General features: G+C 66.2%; 16 protein-coding genes, 1 tRNA gene and 1 pseudogene. 3 read left to right on the top strand and 15 right to left on the bottom strand.

Going from position 1 to position 18664, the window contains the following annotated elements:
* Positions 1-23: 23 nt before the first annotated feature.
* Complete coding sequence (locus ACOCMH_RS23430; RefSeq protein ID WP_427313233.1) at positions 24-1118, top strand: branched-chain amino acid aminotransferase; 1095 nt, start codon at positions 24-26, stop codon at positions 1116-1118.
* Positions 1119-1376: 258 nt separating this feature from the next.
* On the top strand, positions 1377-2774 hold the full coding sequence (locus ACOCMH_RS23425) for an amino acid permease (RefSeq protein ID WP_427313232.1): 1398 nt from the start codon (positions 1377-1379) through the stop codon (positions 2772-2774).
* Between the two features lie 193 nt (positions 2775-2967).
* Here ACOCMH_RS23425 and ACOCMH_RS23420 read toward each other — a convergent pair whose 3' ends face one another.
* The 12 genes and pseudogenes from ACOCMH_RS23420 to ACOCMH_RS23365 form a co-directional block, all read right to left on the bottom strand.
* Positions 2968-4023, bottom strand: a complete 1056-nt coding sequence (locus ACOCMH_RS23420; RefSeq protein WP_427313231.1) for an alkene reductase — start codon at positions 4021-4023, stop codon at positions 2968-2970.
* Between the two features lie 84 nt (positions 4024-4107).
* Entirely contained in the window at positions 4108-4404 is a 297-nt protein-coding gene (locus ACOCMH_RS23415) for an ArsR/SmtB family transcription factor (protein WP_427313230.1), read from the bottom strand.
* Positions 4405-4603: 199 nt separating this feature from the next.
* Positions 4604-5536 carry a malonate decarboxylase subunit epsilon gene (mdcH, locus tag ACOCMH_RS23410; protein ID WP_427313229.1) on the bottom strand — a complete coding sequence of 311 codons (933 nt, stop codon included), beginning with the start codon at positions 5534-5536 and terminating at the stop codon, positions 4604-4606.
* Complete coding sequence (locus tag ACOCMH_RS23405) at positions 5524-6180, bottom strand: malonate decarboxylase holo-ACP synthase (protein WP_427313228.1); 657 nt, start codon at positions 6178-6180, stop codon at positions 5524-5526. The genes mdcH and ACOCMH_RS23405 overlap by 13 nt, the downstream gene beginning before the upstream one ends.
* Positions 6168-7004 (bottom strand): biotin-independent malonate decarboxylase subunit gamma, encoded by an 837-nt coding sequence (gene mdcE / locus ACOCMH_RS23400; protein ID WP_427313227.1) that lies wholly within the window; start codon positions 7002-7004, stop codon positions 6168-6170. Before mdcE ends, ACOCMH_RS23405 begins: the two co-directional genes overlap by 13 nt.
* A complete protein-coding gene (locus ACOCMH_RS23395; protein ID WP_427313226.1) occupies positions 7001-7852 on the bottom strand; it encodes a biotin-independent malonate decarboxylase subunit beta in 852 nt (283 codons plus the stop codon). Before ACOCMH_RS23395 ends, mdcE begins: the two co-directional genes overlap by 4 nt.
* Positions 7849-8166, bottom strand: a complete 318-nt coding sequence (locus ACOCMH_RS23390) for a malonate decarboxylase subunit delta (RefSeq protein WP_427313225.1) — start codon at positions 8164-8166, stop codon at positions 7849-7851. The genes ACOCMH_RS23395 and ACOCMH_RS23390 overlap by 4 nt, the downstream gene beginning before the upstream one ends.
* Positions 8166-9113, bottom strand: a complete 948-nt coding sequence (locus ACOCMH_RS23385; RefSeq protein WP_427313224.1) for a triphosphoribosyl-dephospho-CoA synthase — start codon at positions 9111-9113, stop codon at positions 8166-8168. Before ACOCMH_RS23385 ends, ACOCMH_RS23390 begins: the two co-directional genes overlap by 1 nt.
* Positions 9113-10771 carry a malonate decarboxylase subunit alpha gene (mdcA, locus tag ACOCMH_RS23380; RefSeq protein WP_427313223.1) on the bottom strand — a complete coding sequence of 553 codons (1659 nt, stop codon included), beginning with the start codon at positions 10769-10771 and terminating at the stop codon, positions 9113-9115. The genes ACOCMH_RS23385 and mdcA overlap by 1 nt, the downstream gene beginning before the upstream one ends.
* Before the next feature lie 139 nt (positions 10772-10910).
* Positions 10911-11828 carry a LysR family transcriptional regulator gene (locus ACOCMH_RS23375; protein ID WP_427313222.1) on the bottom strand — a complete coding sequence of 306 codons (918 nt, stop codon included), beginning with the start codon at positions 11826-11828 and terminating at the stop codon, positions 10911-10913.
* Positions 11829-11889: 61 nt separating this feature from the next.
* Positions 11890-12297, bottom strand: a pseudogene (locus tag ACOCMH_RS23370) (AMP-binding enzyme); the annotation flags it as partial.
* Between the two features lie 72 nt (positions 12298-12369).
* On the bottom strand, positions 12370-13770 hold the full coding sequence (locus tag ACOCMH_RS23365; protein ID WP_427313221.1) for an SLC13 family permease: 1401 nt from the start codon (positions 13768-13770) through the stop codon (positions 12370-12372).
* Between the two features lie 224 nt (positions 13771-13994).
* Between ACOCMH_RS23365 and ACOCMH_RS23360 the strand changes: the two genes are divergently transcribed.
* Positions 13995-14309, top strand: a complete 315-nt coding sequence (locus ACOCMH_RS23360) for a helix-turn-helix domain-containing protein (protein WP_427313344.1) — start codon at positions 13995-13997, stop codon at positions 14307-14309.
* A 54-nt stretch (positions 14310-14363) separates the two neighbouring features.
* On the opposite strand, the gene ACOCMH_RS23355 is transcribed toward ACOCMH_RS23360, so the two are convergent.
* The 3 genes from ACOCMH_RS23355 to clpX form a co-directional block, all read right to left on the bottom strand.
* Positions 14364-14439: transfer RNA gene (locus ACOCMH_RS23355), tRNA-Val, on the bottom strand.
* Positions 14440-14627: 188 nt separating this feature from the next.
* Entirely contained in the window at positions 14628-17039 is a 2412-nt protein-coding gene (gene lon / locus ACOCMH_RS23350) for an endopeptidase La (RefSeq protein ID WP_171514652.1), read from the bottom strand.
* Positions 17040-17293: 254 nt separating this feature from the next.
* Complete coding sequence (clpX, locus tag ACOCMH_RS23345; RefSeq protein ID WP_012352668.1) at positions 17294-18571, bottom strand: ATP-dependent Clp protease ATP-binding subunit ClpX; 1278 nt, start codon at positions 18569-18571, stop codon at positions 17294-17296.
* Between the last annotated feature and the right edge of the window lie 93 nt (positions 18572-18664).

The following is an 18664-nucleotide window of genomic DNA, read 5'->3' as shown; positions in this document are numbered from 1 at the left end:
CAATATCCCCGGAACACTGAAGAATGAGCACGGAAAATCCATTGCAGTTCGTTCTAGAGCCGCATCCCAGCCCCACGCCCGCCGATGAGATCGCTGCCAGGCTGGCGAATCCGACGTTCGGACGCGTTTTCACAGATCACATGGTCACGATCCGTTGGACCGACGGTCGCGGCTGGCATGACGCGAAGGTCCAGGCACGCCGTCCATTCCAGATCGATCCCGCCTGCGCAGTACTGCACTACGCGCAGGAAATCTTCGAGGGCATGAAGGCATACCGTGGCGAGGACGGCAAGATCTCGCTGTTCCGACCACAGGAGAACGCCAGGCGTTTTCGCGCCTCCGCTGCCCGCATGTCGATGGCCGACCTGCCTGAGGCCATCTTCCTGCAAGCCGTCGAAGCGCTCGTCGATATTGACCGCGACTGGATTCCAGGCAGCGAGGGCAGCCTCTACCTGCGCCCATTCATGTTCGCCTCGGAGAGTTTCCTCGGCGTGCGCGCCTCGGCCGAATTTGTATTTTGCGTGATCGCGTGCCCGGTCGGCCCCTATTTCAAGGCCGGCAAGTCGGCGGTGACTGTATGGGTTTCGGATCAATACACCCGTGCGGCCCCTGGCGGCACCGGCGCGGCCAAGTGCGGCGGCAATTACGCGGCCAGCCTGATCGCGCAGACCGAGGCCTCGTCCAAGGGCTGCGACCAGGTGGTGTTCCTTGACGCCGCGGAGCACCGCTGGATCGAGGAGCTCGGGGGCATGAATGTGTTTTTCGTGATGGATGACGGCTCTCTGCGCACGCCCCCATTATCAGGGACCATCCTGCCCGGCATTACACGCGCTTCGATCATCGAACTGGCCGGGCACGAGGGAATTCCGGTCAGCGAAACACCGTACGACTTCGAGACGTGGCGCACAGACGCAGCCAGTGGCCGCGTCAAGGAAACGTTCGCCTGCGGCACGGCCGCGGTCGTCACCGCCATCGGGCAGGTGCGGCACGCTGGTGGCGAGTTCACGATCGGCGATGGCGGGGAAGGCGAAGTCACGCGACGCCTCCGTTCGTTGCTGACCGGCATCCAGCGCGGAAAGACCGCCGACCCGTTCGGATGGGTGCATCACGTCGATTGAGACCGGCGTGTTTGACGGCGTGCAAGGAATCGCAGGACATCGCGCGCCGCGTTGATTCGGTTTGACGTCTGTCCCCGCCCGCCTGGGCGGTCCGGGTAATTCAGAAAATACCGGGGCCGGTGCGCGACCCGCGTGCCGGCAAGCCGTGCCGTCTACCCGATAGCACGCTGCCCGGATGCCGTCGCGGCCGCATGACTCATCGCCATCTCCGGCGCGGGCCCGTGCGATCGCGCGGCAATACATGCAGGAGACTACGCAATGAGCTTGTTCCGAACCAAGGACATCGACGCCATGCTGGCGGACAACCACGTTAGTGGCTTGAAGAAAGTGCTGGGTCCGGTCGACCTGGTGATGATGGGGATCGGCGCCATCATCGGCACCGGCATTTTCGTGCTGACCGGCACTGGCGCGCTGACCGCGGGGCCGGCGCTGACGGTGTCGTTCGTGATCGCGGCGCTGGCGTGCGGCTTTGCCGCGCTGTGCTACGCGGAGTTCGCCTCGGCGATCCCGGTGTCGGGGTCGATCTATACCTACAGCTACGCCACGCTTGGCGAGATCGTCGCGTGGATGATCGGCTGGGACCTGCTGCTGGAATACGGGCTGGCCACGTCGGCGGTGTCGGTCGGCTGGTCAGGCTATTTCCAGTCGCTGATGGCTGGCTTCGGCATGAAGCTGCCGGTGGCGCTGACCGCGGCGCCGGGCTCGGTGCCGGGCGTGCAGACCGTGCTGAACCTGCCGGCATGCCTGATCATGCTGGCCATCACCTGGGTGGTGTCCTACGGCGTGCGCGAGTCCGCGCGCGTCAACAACCTGATGGTCGCGATCAAGATCGGCGTGGTGCTGCTGTTTATCGCGGTGGGCGTTTGGCACGTGCAGCCGGCCAACTGGCAGCCGTTCGCGCCGTTCGGCTTTACCGGCATCTTCAATGCGGCGGCGCTGGTGTTCTTTGCGTTTATCGGCTTCGACGCCGTGACCTCGGCCGCGGAAGAAGTGCGCAACCCGCGCCGCGACCTGCCGATCGGCATCATCGGCTCGCTCGCGGTCTGCACGGTGCTGTACGTGGTGGTGGCGGCGATCATGACCGGCATCGTGCCGTTCGCGAAGTTTGCCGGCGTCGATCATCCGGTCTCGCTGGCGCTGCAGTTTGCGGGGCAGAACTGGGTCGCGGGCTTTGTCGACCTTGGCGCGATCCTGGGCATGACCACGGTGATCCTGGTGATGACCTATGGCCAGACCCGCGTGATCTTTGCCATGTCGCGCGACGGGCTGCTGCCCGAGCGGCTGTCCTCGGTGCACCCGGTGCATGCCACGCCCTACTTTGCCACCTGGACCGTGGGCCTCGTGTTTGCCGCGATTGCCGCTCTGGTGCCGTTGAACGTGCTGGCGGAACTGATCAATATCGGCACGCTGGCGGCGTTTACGCTGATCTCGGTGGCAGTGCTGGTGCTGCGCAAGACCCGGCCCGAGCTGCCGCGCGCATTCCGCTGCCCGGGCGCGCCGGTGGTGCCGTTGCTGTCGATCGGCTTCTGCCTGTTTCTGATGGCGCACCTGCAGGTGCTGACCTGGGCCGCCTTCCTGATCTGGCTGGCGGTGGGGCTGGTGATCTACTTCCTGTACGCGCGCCGCAATGCGGTGCTGCACAGTGGCGCCAGGTAGCGGGATCTGGCCATAACGCTAGCGTCTCTGAGGAAGGCCGGGCGCGCGCATCGTAGGTGTTCGCCGGCAGGGAATCCCCTGCCGCGTCGATGCGTGCGCGTCCCTCGATCGAGATCGTCGCCGGAAGCCCCGGCTCGAGCACGGCGCGAAAGCATTGGTGGCCGCGCGCGGGTGCGCGGGCCACAACCGTTGCTCAGGCGAGCGCGGGGTAGTCGATATAACCTTCGGCGCCGGGATGGTAGAAGGTTTCCGGCTGCGGCGCGTTGAGCGGCGCATCCAGTTGCAGGCGGCGCGGCAGGTCAGGGTTGGCGATGAAGAGCTGGCCGAAGGCCACTGCGTCAGCTTCGCCGGCCTGCAAGACGTGCTCGGCGGTGGCCTTGGTCATTTTTTCGTTGGCGATATAAGTGCCACCGAAGGCTCGCTTCAGTTCCGGCCCCAGGCGGTTATCGCCGAGCGCTTCGCGCGAGCAGATGAAGGCAATGCCGCGCTTGCCCAGTTCGCGGGCCACATAGCCGAAGGTGGCGGCCGGGTTGGAGTCGCCCATGCTGTGGGCATCGCCGCGCGGGGCCAGGTGCACGCCCACGCGCGCCGGGCCCCAAACCGCGATGCAGGCATCCGTGACTTCCAGCAGCAGCCGGGCGCGATTTTCGATCGAGCCGCCGTAGGCATCGTTGCGCTGGTTGGTGCTGTCCTGCAGGAACTGATCAAGCAGGTAGCCATTGGCGCCGTGCACTTCAACGCCGTCGAAGCCGGCGGCCTTGGCGTTCTCCGCGCCGCGCCGGTAGGCGGCGACAATGCCCGGGATTTCATCGGTTTCAAGCGCGCGCGGGGTAACAAAGGCGCGCTTGGGGCGCACCAGGCTGACATGGCCGCCGGCCGCGATTGCGCTGGGTGCCACCGGCAGTTCGCCGTCGAGGAAGACCGGGTCGGAGATGCGGCCCACGTGCCACAGTTGCAGGAAGATGCGGCCGCCGGCGGCGTGCACGGCGTCGGTGACGTGCTTCCAGCCAGCCACTTGTTCTTGCGACCAGATGCCCGGGGTGTCGGCATAGCCCACGCCTTGCGGCGTCACGGCCGTGGCTTCGCTCAGGATCAGGCCCGCTGAAGCGCGCTGTACATAGTATTGGGCCATCAACGCGTTGGGCACGCGGCCGCCGCCCACTGCGCGCGAACGCGTCAGAGGCGCCATGATGACGCGGTTGGGAAGGTCGAGGTCGCCGATACGGATCGGGTCAAAGAGTGTAGGCATGGTTTTCGGTATCGAGGAGGGTGAAGCACCATCGGTGCGGAATTTGGCGCTTGCGCGCCGCAGGTTATGCGCAGTGCCGGTCCTTCAAAGATCGCTCTGCATGTGATCGAGGAAGGCGCGGATGGTCTCTTCATCGCGCTTGAAAAAAACCCACTGGCCGACCCGCTTCGACGTCACCAGCCCGGCTCGCTGCAAGGTCGCGAGGTGGGCCGAGACGGTGGATTGCGACAGCCCGGTGCGCGCGTCGATCAGGCCCGCGCATACGCCGAGGTCGAGCGGATATTCCTGCTCGCTGAAACACTGCTGCGGCGTCTTGAGCCAGGCCAGGATATTGCGCCGGACCGGATTGGCCAGCGCCTTGTGGATGGCATCGATGTCCATGGAGGGGTTCGCCTTGGGTCAAGGAACGCTGTTTCGCCAATCTGCGAAACATAGATCGTTCCCTCTCAAATTTAATATCGAAACTATACGATATAAATTTCGGCTTTGCTGGAGTGCCTCATGAGACACCCCAATCAACGAAGCCAGGCTTGCGAGAAAGAGCGCCGGCAGATGCGCCCTGTTCGAATCTAGAACTGCTTCAGGGATTCCCCTGCCTGCGCCGTATCAGCGCCACGACCGAGTCCAGTCGCGCCCTGTCGCAGGCCAGCGCCATGCCGTCGACGAGCATTGGCTGCGCCAGGCGCGTGAGCACATCGCCCGGCGGCGCTTCGACCACCAGCCGGGCGCCATTGGCATGTGCCAGCAACATGGTTTCGTGCCACCGCACCGGCGTTGCCATGTTCAGCGCCAGGTCGTCGGCGATTTTGCCCGGGTCGCGCAACTCGCGCGCCTTGCTGGCGCTGAAATAACGCAGCGATGGCGCGGTCAGCGCCACGCCCTGCATGGCCTGTTGCAGCGCATGCGCGGCGCCATCGAGCAGCGGGCAATGCGAAGGCACAGGGATCGCGACCGGCTTTGAGGCCTGCGCGCCGGCGGCAAGCGCGAGCGCTGCGACCTGGGCCATCGCCGCCTGGCTGCCTGCGATCACGATCTGCATCGGGGCATTGAAGTTCGCCAGATACACCGGCCGCTGCGGCGAACACACCTGCGCCACCAGCGGTGCGAGCCGGTTGCGGTCGAGCCCCAGGATGGCGGTCATGCCGTAGCCGCTGGGATAGGCCTGTGCCATCAGTTCGCCGCGCAGGCGCACCAGCCGCAGGGCATCGGCAAAGGACAGCACGCCGGCGGTTACCGCGGCGGCATACGCGCCGATGGAAAGCCCGGCCACAGCGTCGGCGCGGGCGCCGTGCGCGGCCAGGCACCGCGCCATTGCCACGCCTGAAGTCAGCAGGCATAGCTGCGTCCATACCGTGGATTGCAGGCGCTCGGGCGTATCCATGCCAGCCACCGGCACCTGCAAGACCTCCTCTGCCTGCGCCAGCACCGCCGCCACTGCCGGGTCGTCTGGCAGGTCCTTCAGCATGCCGGGACGCTGCGTACCCTGGCCGGGGAACGTGATCAGGACCTGCATGGCGCCGGTTGCCAGGGATCGTCGCACAGGCGAGGGCCGTGGCCGGTCTTCAGCAGCACCCTGCCCCCGCTGCGCAGCCGCTCTAGCAGCGAAAAGCCGCCATAAGGGGTCGCAACCTGGATATCGACGCTGGCCGGCGCGGTGCGCTGCAACTCGCCAAGCAGGTACAGGTGGCCGGGCGGCAGCGGCCGGTCTGCCCTCACGATCAGGTCGAGGTCACTGCCGGCATGCAGCACGTTACGCGCGCATGCCAGCGTAAAGCCAACGCTACCTGTCACGCCCCAGTGGATGCCGGCGGCATCGAGTGAGTCGGCCATGGCCTCGAGCGCGCGGATGGCCGGCAATGCCGCCAGCATCGGGTTCAGGCGCCACGCGCGTTGGACGGCCAGCTGCATCGGCGTGACCCGCTTGCGGATCGCCGACGGCGTTATCCACGTGCCGAAGCGCTCCGCGCGCGTGCGGCCACGCAAGCCGACCGGGATCTCGCCCGGCCGGCGGCAGTCGCGCCGCACGACCAGCGGCGTTTCCAGCAACGCGGGCAGAGCGATCCACTCCGGCAGCGCAGCGTGCGCCAGGGCGCTGGCCGGATCGTCCAGCCAGACCAGGTCGTGCGGGGCGGGCCGGCCGTTATTCAGGCCTGCCATTGCCGCGACAGGCACGCGCGAACCGCGGCCGACGCCTTACGGTTGGGCCCGCCAAGGCGGCCTTGCAGGCCCGGCCCCGGGTCGCGACGGATGTCTGCCAACGCGGAGAGGATGGTGTCGCGCGCCAGATGCGCATCGGCGGCCACCGGCGCACTGGCCGACTCGACATCGATCAGCCGCCACAGGATGCCCAGCGTGGCGAAATTCTCGATGTCGTAGGCCATCGGCGGCACCGTCGACGCGAGCGTCTCGAGGTCCTCGACGGTGCGCATCGTGATGCGCGCGGCCGCTTCCTTGCCCATCGCGTGCACCAGCACCCCTTGGTCATTGAGCGCGATGATGCGGTTGGCCTGGTAGCCGTGCGCGAGGAAGGCGCCCGACATGGCCCGCCCGACGATCAGCGCCACCACCGGATGCCCCGCCAGGCGTGCCTCGGCATACGCGGCCACCGCACCGGCCAGCGACTGGTGGATACCGAATGCCTCTTCGCGCCTGCCGTACGCCTGGCTGGGCGTATCGACGATCGCCACGATGGCGCGCTTGACCGGCGCGGTACGGTCCGCCTCGATCGCCTCGCGCACCGCGCGCGCCAGCGACCATCCCTCGAGCAACCCGGCTTCGCCGTGGCGCGCGCGCGGGAAGCGGCTGCCGGCGTCGGGCACCAGCGCGATCCAACGCACCGCGGTGCCGGCGAGTTCGCCATCGGCCACCTGCACCGAGTCCGGATAGCCCGGCTGGCGCGGCGCCGCTGGCGCCAGCGCCTGCAGCCAGCGCTCGCCACGGCTGGCTTCGCGCGCGGCAGCGGGATGAAGTGGTGCGTTCATGCCTTGGTCTCCCGTTGAAACAGCGCCTGCACCTGCGCGGGCGTGGGTTGGGCGCTGGCGTCGTATGCCTGCAACGCGGCCAGGTATTGCGCATACTGCTCGCTGCGATGGCTGACGGCGACCGGCTCGCGCAACAGCGCGGCAACCTGCGCGCGCATGGCGTCGCAGTCATCATCGACGTACGCATCGGCGAAAGCGGTGGCGACGCGCTGCTTGCCGCCGGTAAAGCCCCAGATCGAGGGCCGGTCGCGCGAATCGTATTCGGCGATTCCCGCTTCCTGCTCGATCACTGCCGGGCCGTTCAGCCCCAGGCGGCCCTCCTGCGTCATCACCAGCGCGCTGCACAATCCGGCCGCGATCGACATGCCGCCAAAGCAGCCCACCTGCCCCGCGATCACGCCGACCACCGGCTGGTACCGGCGCAGGTCGACGATCGCGGCATGGATCTCGGCAATGGCCGCGAGGCCAAGGTTGGCCTCCTGCAGGCGCACGCCGCCGGTTTCCAGCAGCAGCACCGCGCGCGTCGGCTCGCCGCGGCGGTTGTCTTCCGCCGCCAGTTCCAGCGCCCCGGCGATCTTGGCGCCCCCGACCTCGCCCATGCTGCCGCCCTGGAAGGCGCCTTCGATTGCCAGCACCACCACCGGCATCCGGTCGATGCGACCCTTGGCCACCACCACGCCGTCGTCGCTCTGCGGCACCACGCCTTGCGGTGGCAGCCACGGCGACTGCAGGCCATCGAATGGCCCGGCCAGTTCGCGGAAGGTGCCCGCATCGAGCAATGCACGCGCGCGCTCGCGTGCGCCGAGTTCGATAAAGCTGTTGCGCGCCAGCAGTTCCGCCGTGTTCATGCCCCCTCTCCTGGTTGCGACGCGCCAAGCGCTTCAAAGGCTTCCGCCAGGCGCATGCCGACCACGCCCGGGGTCGCGCCGAAATCGTGGATGCGGATTTGCATCGATGCGCGCGGCTCGGTGGCAAAGACGCGCGACAGCTGCGCATCCCAGACGCGGCCGTAGCCATTGACCGAGGTGGTGACCTCGACCGTGGTTTTGCCCCTCTGGCCCGGCTCGACCACTACCTCGAGGTCGCCCGATCCCACCACGCCGACCAGTACGCGTCCGGTGGCGGGCTGCCCCGCCGGGAATTCAAATCGCAGTTGTTCCATCAAAGTCCCCTGAAGTCGTCGGCCACAGCCATCACATCGGCAATGCCGTGCCGTGACAGCTGGTCGAGGAAAATGGTCGCGGCCAGCAGGTCTGCCGCGCCGCCCGGCGAGGCCCGCCTGGCCAGCATGCCCGCATCGAGGCTGCGCAGGTGGCGCCGCCCGTTGACCGTGCCCGCGCCGCCTGCCGACAGCACCGCCCTGGCGCCGGCCTGCATGTAGTCCAGCCCGGGGCGCCCCGACCTGGCCAGCACGCAGGTATCGTCCAGTTCGCTCATCAGCGCGAGCAGCGCGTTCAGGCGTGCCGTCGATTCGGTATCGCCGCGCGCGCGGCTGCGCTGCAGCGCCGGCAGCGCCAGCCGCGTCACGTGCGGGAAACCCGCTCGTGCCTGGGCCCGCGCGCCGCCCACACCGTAGGCCAGGCAGGCGAGTTCGCCCTTGTTGCCGGTGAGAAGCGGTCGGTGCCGGTCCGACAGCGAGGCAATGGCGCCGGCCGTGGCACTGATCGCCCCGGCACCGGCACCCAGCCCGGCAGTGCTCGCATGCGCCGCGGCTCCGACCAGCAAGCCGATGCACCAGATCGCGCCGCGATGCGTGTTGACGCCGCCGGTGGCGCACAGCATCACGGCCTCCGCCTCGCGGCCGAGCGCGCCCAGCTGTTCGCGCAGGCCATAGCCCACGCGCGGCGCCTGCAGCCCGGCATCGGCCATGGCCGCGAACGACGGCCCCAGCGCGTGCGCCGAGCGCAGCATCAGCGGCAAGGTCAGGTCGGCATGGGCCCCGCTGCCGCGGCTGTCGACCAGGCCGGGCTTGGGCGAGAGCCGCGCTTCTTCCGCGATGGCGCCGACGGCGAGTCCCGCCAGCGCCTCGGCATGGGCGGACGCCGACGGGCGCTGCCCGGGCGCGTACGGGGCCGGCACTGGCAGGATCCTTGCGAGGGCGCCTGCCATCACCAGCTCCGGAAGCGTGCCGGCGGTTCGTACAGCCCGCCGGACCAGTCGACCAGGTCGGCCATGCTCTTGGCCGCCAGCAGGCTGCGCGTGGCCTGGCTGCGCTGCACGCCCAGGTCCTCAGGCAGCGCGATCAGGCCGTCGCTGCGCATGCGGCGCGTGGTGGCGGGATCGTGCTTCATGCCGATGGGCGTGACGCCGGCCACGGCGGCAATCATCCGGCGCCGCTCTTCCAGCGATTGCGCCTTGTACAGGTAGGCGATGCCCTCTTCGGTCAGCACGTGCGTGACGTCGTCGCCGTAGATCATCACCGGCGCCAGCGGCATGCCACTTTCGCGCGCGACGTCGACGGCATCCATCGATTCGACGAAGGTCGGCTTGCCGCCCGCCTGGAAGGTCTCGACCATCTGCACCACCAGCTTGCGGCCGCGCGCGAGCGGGTCGTCGGTCTCGATCAGGTCGAGCCAGGCCGGCGTCGGGTGGCGGCGCCCGCCCGGCTGGTGGCCCATGTTGGGCGCGCCGCCGAAGCCGGACAATCGCCCGCGCGTCACCGTGGACGAATGACCGTCGCCGTCGATCTGCAGCGTCGAGCCGATGAACAGGTCCACCGCGTACTGGCCGGCAAGCTGGCAGAGGGCCCGGTTGGAACGCATGGAGCCGTCCGCGCCGGTAAAGAACACGTCAGGCCGCGCGGCGACGTAGGGTTCCATGCCCAGTTCGCTGCCGAAGCTATGCACGCCCTCGACCCAGCCAGTCTCGATCGCCGGAATCAGTGTCGGGTGCGGGTTGAGCGTCCAGTACTTGCAGATCTTGCCTTTCAGCCCGAGCGACTCGCCGTAGGTCGGCAGGATCAACTCGATCGCGGCAGTGTTGAAGCCGATGCCATGATTAAGCGACTGCACCTGGTGGCGCTCGTAGATGCCGCGGATCGCCATCATCGCCATCAGCACGTGGACCGGCTTGATCAGGCGCGGGTCGCGCGTGAACAGCGGCTCGCAGAAGAATGGCTTGTCCGCCTGCACCACGTAGTCGATCCAGGAGCCCGGCACGTCGACGCGCGGCAGGCCCGCGGGATCGTCGACGATCTCGTTGACCTGCGCGATCACCAGCCCGTCGCGAAAGGCCGCGGCCTCGACCAGCGCCGGCGTATCCTCGGTGCTCGGGCCGGTGTAGAGGTTGCCCTGGCGGTCGGCCTTGTAGCCGGCGATCAGCACCACATTGGGCACCAGGTCCACGTACAGCCGCGAATACAGTTCGATATAGGTATGGATCGCGCCCACTTCGAGCTGCCCGTCCTCCAGGAACTGCGAGATGCGGATGCTCTGCGCCCCGGCGTACGAGAAGTCCAGCTTGCGCGCGATGCCGCGTTCGAACAGGTCGAGATGCTCGACCCGGCTCACGCTAGGAATGATCATGTGGAGCGCATTCACGCGCACCGGGTCGACCTGCGCCAGCGAGCGCGACAGGAAGTCAGCCTGCTTCTGGTTGTTGCCCTCCAGCACGACGCGGTCGCCGGACGCCAGCACGGCCTCCAGGAAGGCGACGATGTCGCTGGTCGGCACCACCTTGCCCTGGGCAATGGCGGCGGCGTTCTGCTTGCGTCGCGCCTTGGCTTCCCTGCGGGTATTCCATTGGCGGCCCGTGCTGGTGTTGGTCATCGCGTCTCCGGCTGGCGTCTGTCTGATGGCTCCCACCTTAAACAGGCGACGTCCGGCAAACAATCACGCCGGGAAATGAACCGTTACGCTGGCCGGAAGCGAGACCACGGTGTGGGCGAAAAGCCCGCCCGCCCCCCCTTTACTGGTCGGCGTCGCGCATCGCCATGCGGCACGCCGCCGCCAGCGCCAGCAGGTTGGGATCGCGCTCGCGCCGGCGCAGGAAATTCAGGGCGATGGTCTGCTTGATGTCGTACTCGCCGGCCAGCGGCACGAACGCCACATTGCGCGAATACACGCCTTTCACCCGGCCCGGCAGCAGCGTATAGCCGATGCCGCCGCCCACCAGGTTCATCAGCGAAAAAATATCGCCGACCTTCATCACCACATTCGGCGTGAATTCGGCAATGCGGAACGCCTCCAGGAAGCCGCTGTAGGTGACGAAACCCTCGCTCAGGCTGACGAACGGCTCGTCGCGGCAGGCGCGCAGATCCACCGCAGGCATCGAGGCATAGGGCGAATTGGCCGGCGCCGCAAAGAAGATATCGTCCTCGAACAGCGGAATCGATTCGATCTCCGGATCGGTCTCGGGCACGGCCATCAGCGCGGCGTCGATCGAGCCCTGCTTGAGCTTCTGCAGCAGGTCCGCATTCGATCCCAGCACCAGCTCGGTCTGTAGTTCGGGGCGCCGCAGCTTCAGGCCGATCACGATCTTGGGCACGGTCTGGACCGTCAGCGAATAGAGCGACCCGATCTTGAGGTGGTCGGCCGAAAAGCCCGCGGCCTCGCGCGTGGCGCGGATGCCGTCGGCCATGGCCTTGAGCACCTCCCTGGCCGTATCCGCCAGCACATGGGCGGCGTCGGTCGGGATCAGGTTGCGGCCCTCGTGGCGGAACAGCGCGCAACTGGTGCCCTCTTCCAGCGAGTGCAGCGCGCGATGCACGCTGACCGTGCTGGTATCGAGGATCTCTGCCGCCTTGGCCAGGTTGCCCGATTCCATGAACGCCAGCAGGGCTTCGAGCTTGCGGAAGGTGATCTCTTCGCCGATGCGGATTCTCATGGGTCGGGCTGTAGTTGGGGGCCGGCTCCTATCTTAGCCGCGGGGCGGCGAGTGCGCACCGCTAACTGGTCTGGCCGAGCTGCTCGAGGATGGCCGGGTTCTCCAGCGTCGAGGTGTCTTGCGTAATCTCTTCACCCTTGGCCAGCGAACGCAGCAGGCGCCGCATGATCTTGCCCGAGCGCGTCTTGGGCAGGTTGTCGCCAAAGCGGATGTCCTTTGGCTTGGCGATCGGGCCGATCTCCTTGCCGACCCAGTTGCGCAGCTCGGTGGCGATCTTCACGGCTTCGTCGCCAGTCGGACGCGAGCGCTTGAGCACGACGAAGGCGCAGATGGCCTCGCCGGTCATGTCGTCGGGACGTCCGACCACCGCGGCCTCGGCCACCAGCGGGTTGGCCACCAGCGCCGACTCGATCTCCATCGTGCCCATGCGGTGGCCCGACACGTTCAGCACGTCGTCGATGCGGCCCATGGATGGCCTGCCGGGCATGCATGAGGGATTCAAACAATTTCATGGTCAGGAGTCAGGTATCGTCAGCAGGAATCAAAGCACGACGAAGACGAACCACAGCACGACCGGTGCGATCACGGTGACCAGCGCGCCATAGATCAGCAGCGTGCGGAAGAAGGCCTGCCGGTCCACGCCCTGCGCGTTGGCGAGCACCAACGCGCCGTTGGTCGAAAACGGGCTGACGTCGACGATGGTCGAGGACACCGCCATCGCGGCGATAAAACCGATGGCGCTCACGTCCGAGCCCTGTTGCAGGAACGGCACCGCCAGCGGGATCAGCGAACCCAGCACCGCGGTCGACGAGGCGAACGCCGACACCACCGCCCCGACCACGCACAGCAGCAGCGCGGCCATCAGCGGCGACGTCAGCCCGGCGACGCTGTGGCCGACAAAGTCGATAGTGCCCATCTTGTCCATCACGCCGACGAAGGTACTGACCCCGACGATCAGCATGATCTCGGGCCATGACACCTGGCTCAGCGCGCGCTTCTGCAGCTCCGGCGCCATCAGCGTGAGCACCAGCGCGATGGTCAGCGAGACAAAGCCGATATCGAGCTTGAAGTAGAGCGTCAGCACCGCCAGCGCGACCAGGCCCGCCACGGTCAGGTACTGGTACAGACCGGCAGGGGATTCGCCCGCGCCTTCGGCACCGCTGTCGAGCAGCGAAGCACGGTCGCGCGCCATCGTCTTCCGCTCTTCCGTGCCGGCCTCGGCCTCCGCATCGCCATAGATCTGCGCTCCCTGTGCGGGCACGGTATGCGCGCCGAACGGCGCGCCCATGGCCAGCACGCCGCCCGAGACCGGTTGCGCCACCGCCGGCGCCGCTTGCCGCATCAGGCGCAGCCCGCCCAGCGCAACGAAGAGGCCGGCAGCCACGGCCAGGTTCACGCCCAGGCTGGCGAAAGCCGTGGCCATCTCGTTGAGCGGCAGCCCGGCCTTCTGCACGATCTTGTTAGTAATGCCGCCATAGATGCTGACCGGCGAAAAGCCACCGCCCTGCGCGCCGTGGATGACCATCAGGCCCATCAGCAGCGGGTTGATGCCGTAGCGCGCGGCGAAGCCCAGCGCAATCGGCGCGATGATGGCCACCGCCGCCGGGCTGACCGCACCGACCGACGTCAGCAGCGCCGCGATCATGAACATGATCCATGGAATGGCTGCGATCCTGCCGCCCACGGCCCGCACCGCGAGCCGCACCAGCCAGTCGATGGTGCCGTTGTTCTGCGCCACGGCGAACAGGTACGTGATGCCGACCAGGGTCAGGAACAGGTCGGCAGGAAAGCCGGCAAGGATAGCCTTGGCCGGCATGGCCGCGACCAGGGTGCCGACCAGGAAGGCACCGACAAAGGCAAGCGCGCCCATGTTGATAGGCAGTACCGTGGCGATGACGAACATCAGCCCTAGCACCGAGATGGAAATGATGTGTGACGACATAACGGCTCCGTCGCGGCAAGCGTGCGTGCGCACAAGCCGCCTGGCAAGGAAGTCAGGGGAATCCGGCAGCGCGGGGGCCCGGCCGGGGAGTCGGATCTGCCGCTACGGCAACAGAAGGAAGGGATAGGCCACGAAGTCTTGTCTCCTGGTTGGTGAGGCCGCACGGGAACGGCACCGTTCTTGTTGGTTTGGCTGAACGATAGGGTGCCCGGGCGCGGCCATCAATTAAGCGGCCGGGTCGATCCTTACGGAAAGCGGAAAACAGGAGGCTAACGAACGCCGTAGACGGTCAGACAGTCGGAATCTTCGAGGCAGCCGGGATCCTCCACGTCCATCCCAAGACAGTGGAAGAACTGATCCGGTCGGGAGCTATCCCCGCCGGCAAGGTTGGACGGGCCTGGGTAATGATGACCTGCGATGTGCTGGCCTACGCTAAAAAGCTCATCATCTCGCAAACAGCCGAGCGACTGTCTGCCAAACGCACGGTCACCAAAGCGCCACAGCGAGGTCGGCCCCTCTTTTGCGGGGTGGTGAAATAGGCATAAAAAAAGGACCTAGATCGCTCTAAGTCCTTGATTTCATCGATCGAACGTTGGTGGGTGCTGAGGGGTTCGAACCCCCGACCTACGCCTTGTAAGGGCGCCGCTCTACCAACTGAGCTAAGCACCCGCTCGACCCTCGCAGGCTGGCGCCTGCAACTTGCTGAACGCTCCGCACCTCGCGGCAGATGCCGTGGTTTGCGTTGCGAGGGCGCAAGTTTAATACAGGTGATTTCGGTTTGCCAAGGCCGTGCGGACAAAAAAACGCCGCCGGGCATCGCTGCCCAGCGGCGTTTCCTTCATGCGGCTGAAGCGAACTCAGTGATGCAGACGCTCGACCTTGGCGGTGGCCTTGTCGGCCACCTCGGCGGGCTTGGCATCTTCTTCCGGCAACGCTTCGGGCTTGCGCTCGAGCGCCAGTTCCAGCACCTTGTCGATCCAGCGCACCGGCACGATCTCGATGGCGTTCTTGACGTTGTCAGGGATCTCGGCCAGGTCCTTGACGTTGTCTTCGGGAATCAGCACCAGCTTGATGCCGCCCCGGTGGGCCGCCAGCAGCTTCTCCTTCAGGCCGCCGATCGGCAGCACCTCGCCGCGCAGCGTGATCTCGCCGGTCATGGCGACATCCGCGCGCACCGGGATGCCGGTCAGCACCGACACCAGCGCGGTGGTCATCGCACCGCCCGCTGACGGGCCGTCCTTGGGCGTGGCGCCTTCGGGCACGTGGATGTGGATGTCGCGCTTCTCGAACATCTCATCCGTAATGCCCAGGCGGCGTGCCCGCGAACGCACCACCGAACGCGCGGCTTCGACGGATTCCTTCATCACATCGCCCAGCGAACCGGTGCGCGTGATGTTGCCCTTGCCCGGCATGATCGCGGCTTCGATGGTCAGCAGGTCGCCGCCCACCTCGGTCCACGCCAGGCCGGTCACCTGGCCCACCTGGTTTTCCTTGCCGGCCAGGCCGAAGTCGTACTTGCGCACGCCGAGGAACTTGTCCAGGTTCTCGGAATCGACCTTGATCGTGCCCGACTCCTTCTTCAGCAGCAGCAGCTTGACCACCTTGCGGGCGATCTTGGACACCTCGCGTTCCAGCGAACGCACACCCGCCTCACGCGTGTAGTAGCGGATGATGTCGCGAAGCGCGCCTTCGGCCACCTCGATCTCGCCAGCCTTCAGACCATTATTCTTGATCTGCTTGGGCAGCAGGTAGCGCTGGGCGATATTGACCTTCTCGTCCTCGGTGTAACCCGACAGGCGGATCACCTCCATGCGGTCGAGCAGCGGCGGCGGGATGTTCAGCGAGTTCGACGTCGCCACGAACATCACGTCGGAGAGGTCGAAGTCCACTTCGATGTAGTGGTCCTGGAACGTGTGGTTCTGTTCCGGGTCCAGCACCTCGAGCAGCGCCGACGACGGATCGCCGCGGAAGTCGGCGCCCATCTTGTCGATCTCGTCGAGCAGGAAGAGCGGATTGCGCACGCCGACCTTGGACAGGCTTTGCAGGATCTTGCCCGGCATCGAGCCGATGTAGGTGCGGCGGTGGCCGCGGATCTCGGCCTCGTCGCGCACGCCACCCAGCGCCATGCGCACGAACTTGCGGTTCGTTGCGCGCGCCACCGACTGGCCGAGCGAGGTCTTGCCCACGCCGGGGGGGCCAACCAGGCACAGGATCGGCGCCTTCAGCTTGTCCACGCGCTGCTGCACAGCGAGGTATTCCAGGATACGTTCCTTGACCTTCTCAAGACCGTAGTGGTCCTCTTCCAGCACGCGCTCGGCATTGGCCAGGTCATTGTTGACCTTGCTCTTCTTGCGCCACGGCAGGTTCACCAGCGTGTCGATGTAGTTGCGCACGACGGTGGCTTCGGCCGACATCGGCGACATCAGCTTGAGCTTCTTGAATTCGGCGTCGGCCTTCTTCTTGGCTTCCTTCGGCATGCGCGCAGCCTTGATGCGCTTGTCGAGTTCTTCCAGGTCGGCGCCTTCTTCGCCCTCGCCCAGTTCCTTCTGGATGGCCTTGACCTGCTCGTTCAGGTAGTACTCGCGCTGGCTCTTCTCCATCTGGCGCTTGACGCGGCCACGGATGCGCTTTTCGACCTGCAGGATGTCGATCTCGCCCTCGAGTTGCGACAGCAGGCTTTCCAGGCGCTCGGTCACATTGACCATCTCCAGGATCTTCTGCTTCTGCTCGAGCTTGATCGGCAGATGCGCGGCGATGGTATCCGCCAGGCGCCCGGCCTCGTCGATGCCCGACAGCGAGGTCAGGATCTCAGGCGGGATCTTCTTGTTGAGCTTCACGTACTGGTCGAACTGCGACACGATCGCGCGGCGCAGGGCCTCGGTCTCGGCGCTTTCGCCAGGCGCGGGCGGCACGGGCACGGCTTCGCACATGAAGTGCGAATCGTCTTCGCTCACCTCGCGGATGTTTGCGCGCTGGGTGCCCTCGACCAGCACCTTCACGGTACCGTCGGGCAGCTTCAGCATTTGCAGGATATTGGCGATGCAGCCGACCTCGTACAGGTCGTCGGCGGTCGGCTCGTCCTTGGCCGCCGTCTTCTGGGCCACGAGCATGATGCTCTTGCCCGCCTCCATCGCAGTCTCAAGCGCCTTGATGGACTTTGGGCGACCCACGAACAGCGGGATCACCATGTGCGGAAACACCACCACGTCGCGCAGCGGCAACAGTGGCAGGCGAATCGGCTCGGCCGGGAGGAGTTGTGTTCCGGACATCATTTTCCCCAAGTCAGTCATTTAAGGCGTAAATTGGGCCGCCCGAATCGATTACAAGATACGTGCCAATCGATTCATCAAGGCAGGCAGATGCCGCTCCCTGCACTTGGTGGCCCCTCTGAAACAGCATACCCGCGTTTCCTCCCTCTCGTCGGTAGAAATAAACAAAAAAAGCCGCTCGCTTCTACGCGAACGGCCTTTCCGCCTTGCTGCCGGTGTGGTGCCAACCACTTGCCACGCTGGCAGCCGTCGCGTCAGTTAGACCCTGCCACCTTGGGCTGCTGCTCCTCGTACATCAGCAGCGGGGGTGCATCGCCGTTGATCGTGTTTTCATCGATCACCACCTTTTGCACGCCCTTGTAGTTGGGCAAGTCATACATGACGTCCATCAGCGATTGCTCCAGGATCGAACGCAGCCCGCGCGCGCCGGTCTTGCGGCGGATCGCCTTGCGGGCGATGGCGCTCAGCGCACCGGGACGGATTTCCAGCTCGACGCCTTCCATCGCCAGCAGCTTCTGGTATTGCTTGACCAGGGCATTCTTGGGCTCGACCAGGATCTGCATCAGCGCGGCCTCGTCCAGCTTGGCCAACGTCGCCACCACCGGCAGGCGGCCGATCAGTTCGGGGATCAGGCCGAACTTGATCAGGTCTTCCGGCTCGGTCTGCGGCAGCACCTCGCTGACGTCGCGCTCTTCCTTGCTCTTGACCTGCGCGGCAAAGCCGATGCCGGTCTTGTCCGAGCGCTGCATGATGACCTTCTCGAGGCCATCGAAAGCACCACCGCAGATGAACAGGATGTTGGTCGTGTCCACCTGCAGGAAGTCCTGGTTCGGGTGCTTGCGGCCACCTTGCGGCGGCACCGATGCCATGGTGCCTTCGATCAGCTTGAGCAGGGCCTGCTGCACGCCTTCGCCGGAGACGTCGCGGGTGATCGACGGGTTGTCCGATTTGCGCGAGATCTTGTCGATCTCGTCGATGTAGACAATGCCGCGCTGCGCCTTCTCGACTTCGTAATTGCAGTTCTGCAGCAGCTTCTGGATGATGTTCTCGACGTCCTCGCCGACGTAGCCGGCTTCGGTCAGCGTGGTCGCGTCGGCGATCACGAACGGCACGTTGAGCAGGCGCGCCAGCGTCTGCGCGAGCAGCGTCTTGCCGGAGCCGGTCGGCCCGATCAGCAGGATGTTGCTCTTGGACAGCTCGACATCATCCTTCTTGCCGAGGTGCTTGAGGCGCTTGTAGTGGTTGTAGACCGCCACCGCCAGGATCTTCTTGGCCTGTTCCTGGCCGATCACATACTGGTCCAGGCTTTCGCGGATCTCGTGGGGCGTCGGCAGATCCGAGCGCGCGGCCGCGGCGGCGTCTTTCTCGGATGCCGTGGCCTCATCGCGGATGATCTCGTTGCACAGGTCGATGCATTCGTCGCAAATGAACACCGACGGGCCGGCAATCAGCTTCTTGACCTCATGCTGGCTCTTGCCGCAGAAGGAGCAGTACAGAAGCTTTTCGCTGGATGAACCTTTTTTGTCCGCCATAGGAATCAGTCACTTTTGCAGGGCGCACACCGCGGGGCGACAGGCTCCTCGGCGATACGCTTCAAACGCATCATACGCCAAAACAATTGGCAC

The sequence above is a fragment of the Cupriavidus sp. H39 genome, assembly GCF_050271075.1.
Taxonomy (GTDB): Bacteria; Pseudomonadota; Gammaproteobacteria; order Burkholderiales; family Burkholderiaceae; genus Cupriavidus; species Cupriavidus necator_B.
The sequence above is the reverse complement of the archived record's forward strand: the minus strand, read 5'-3'. Positions and strand labels throughout refer to the sequence as shown.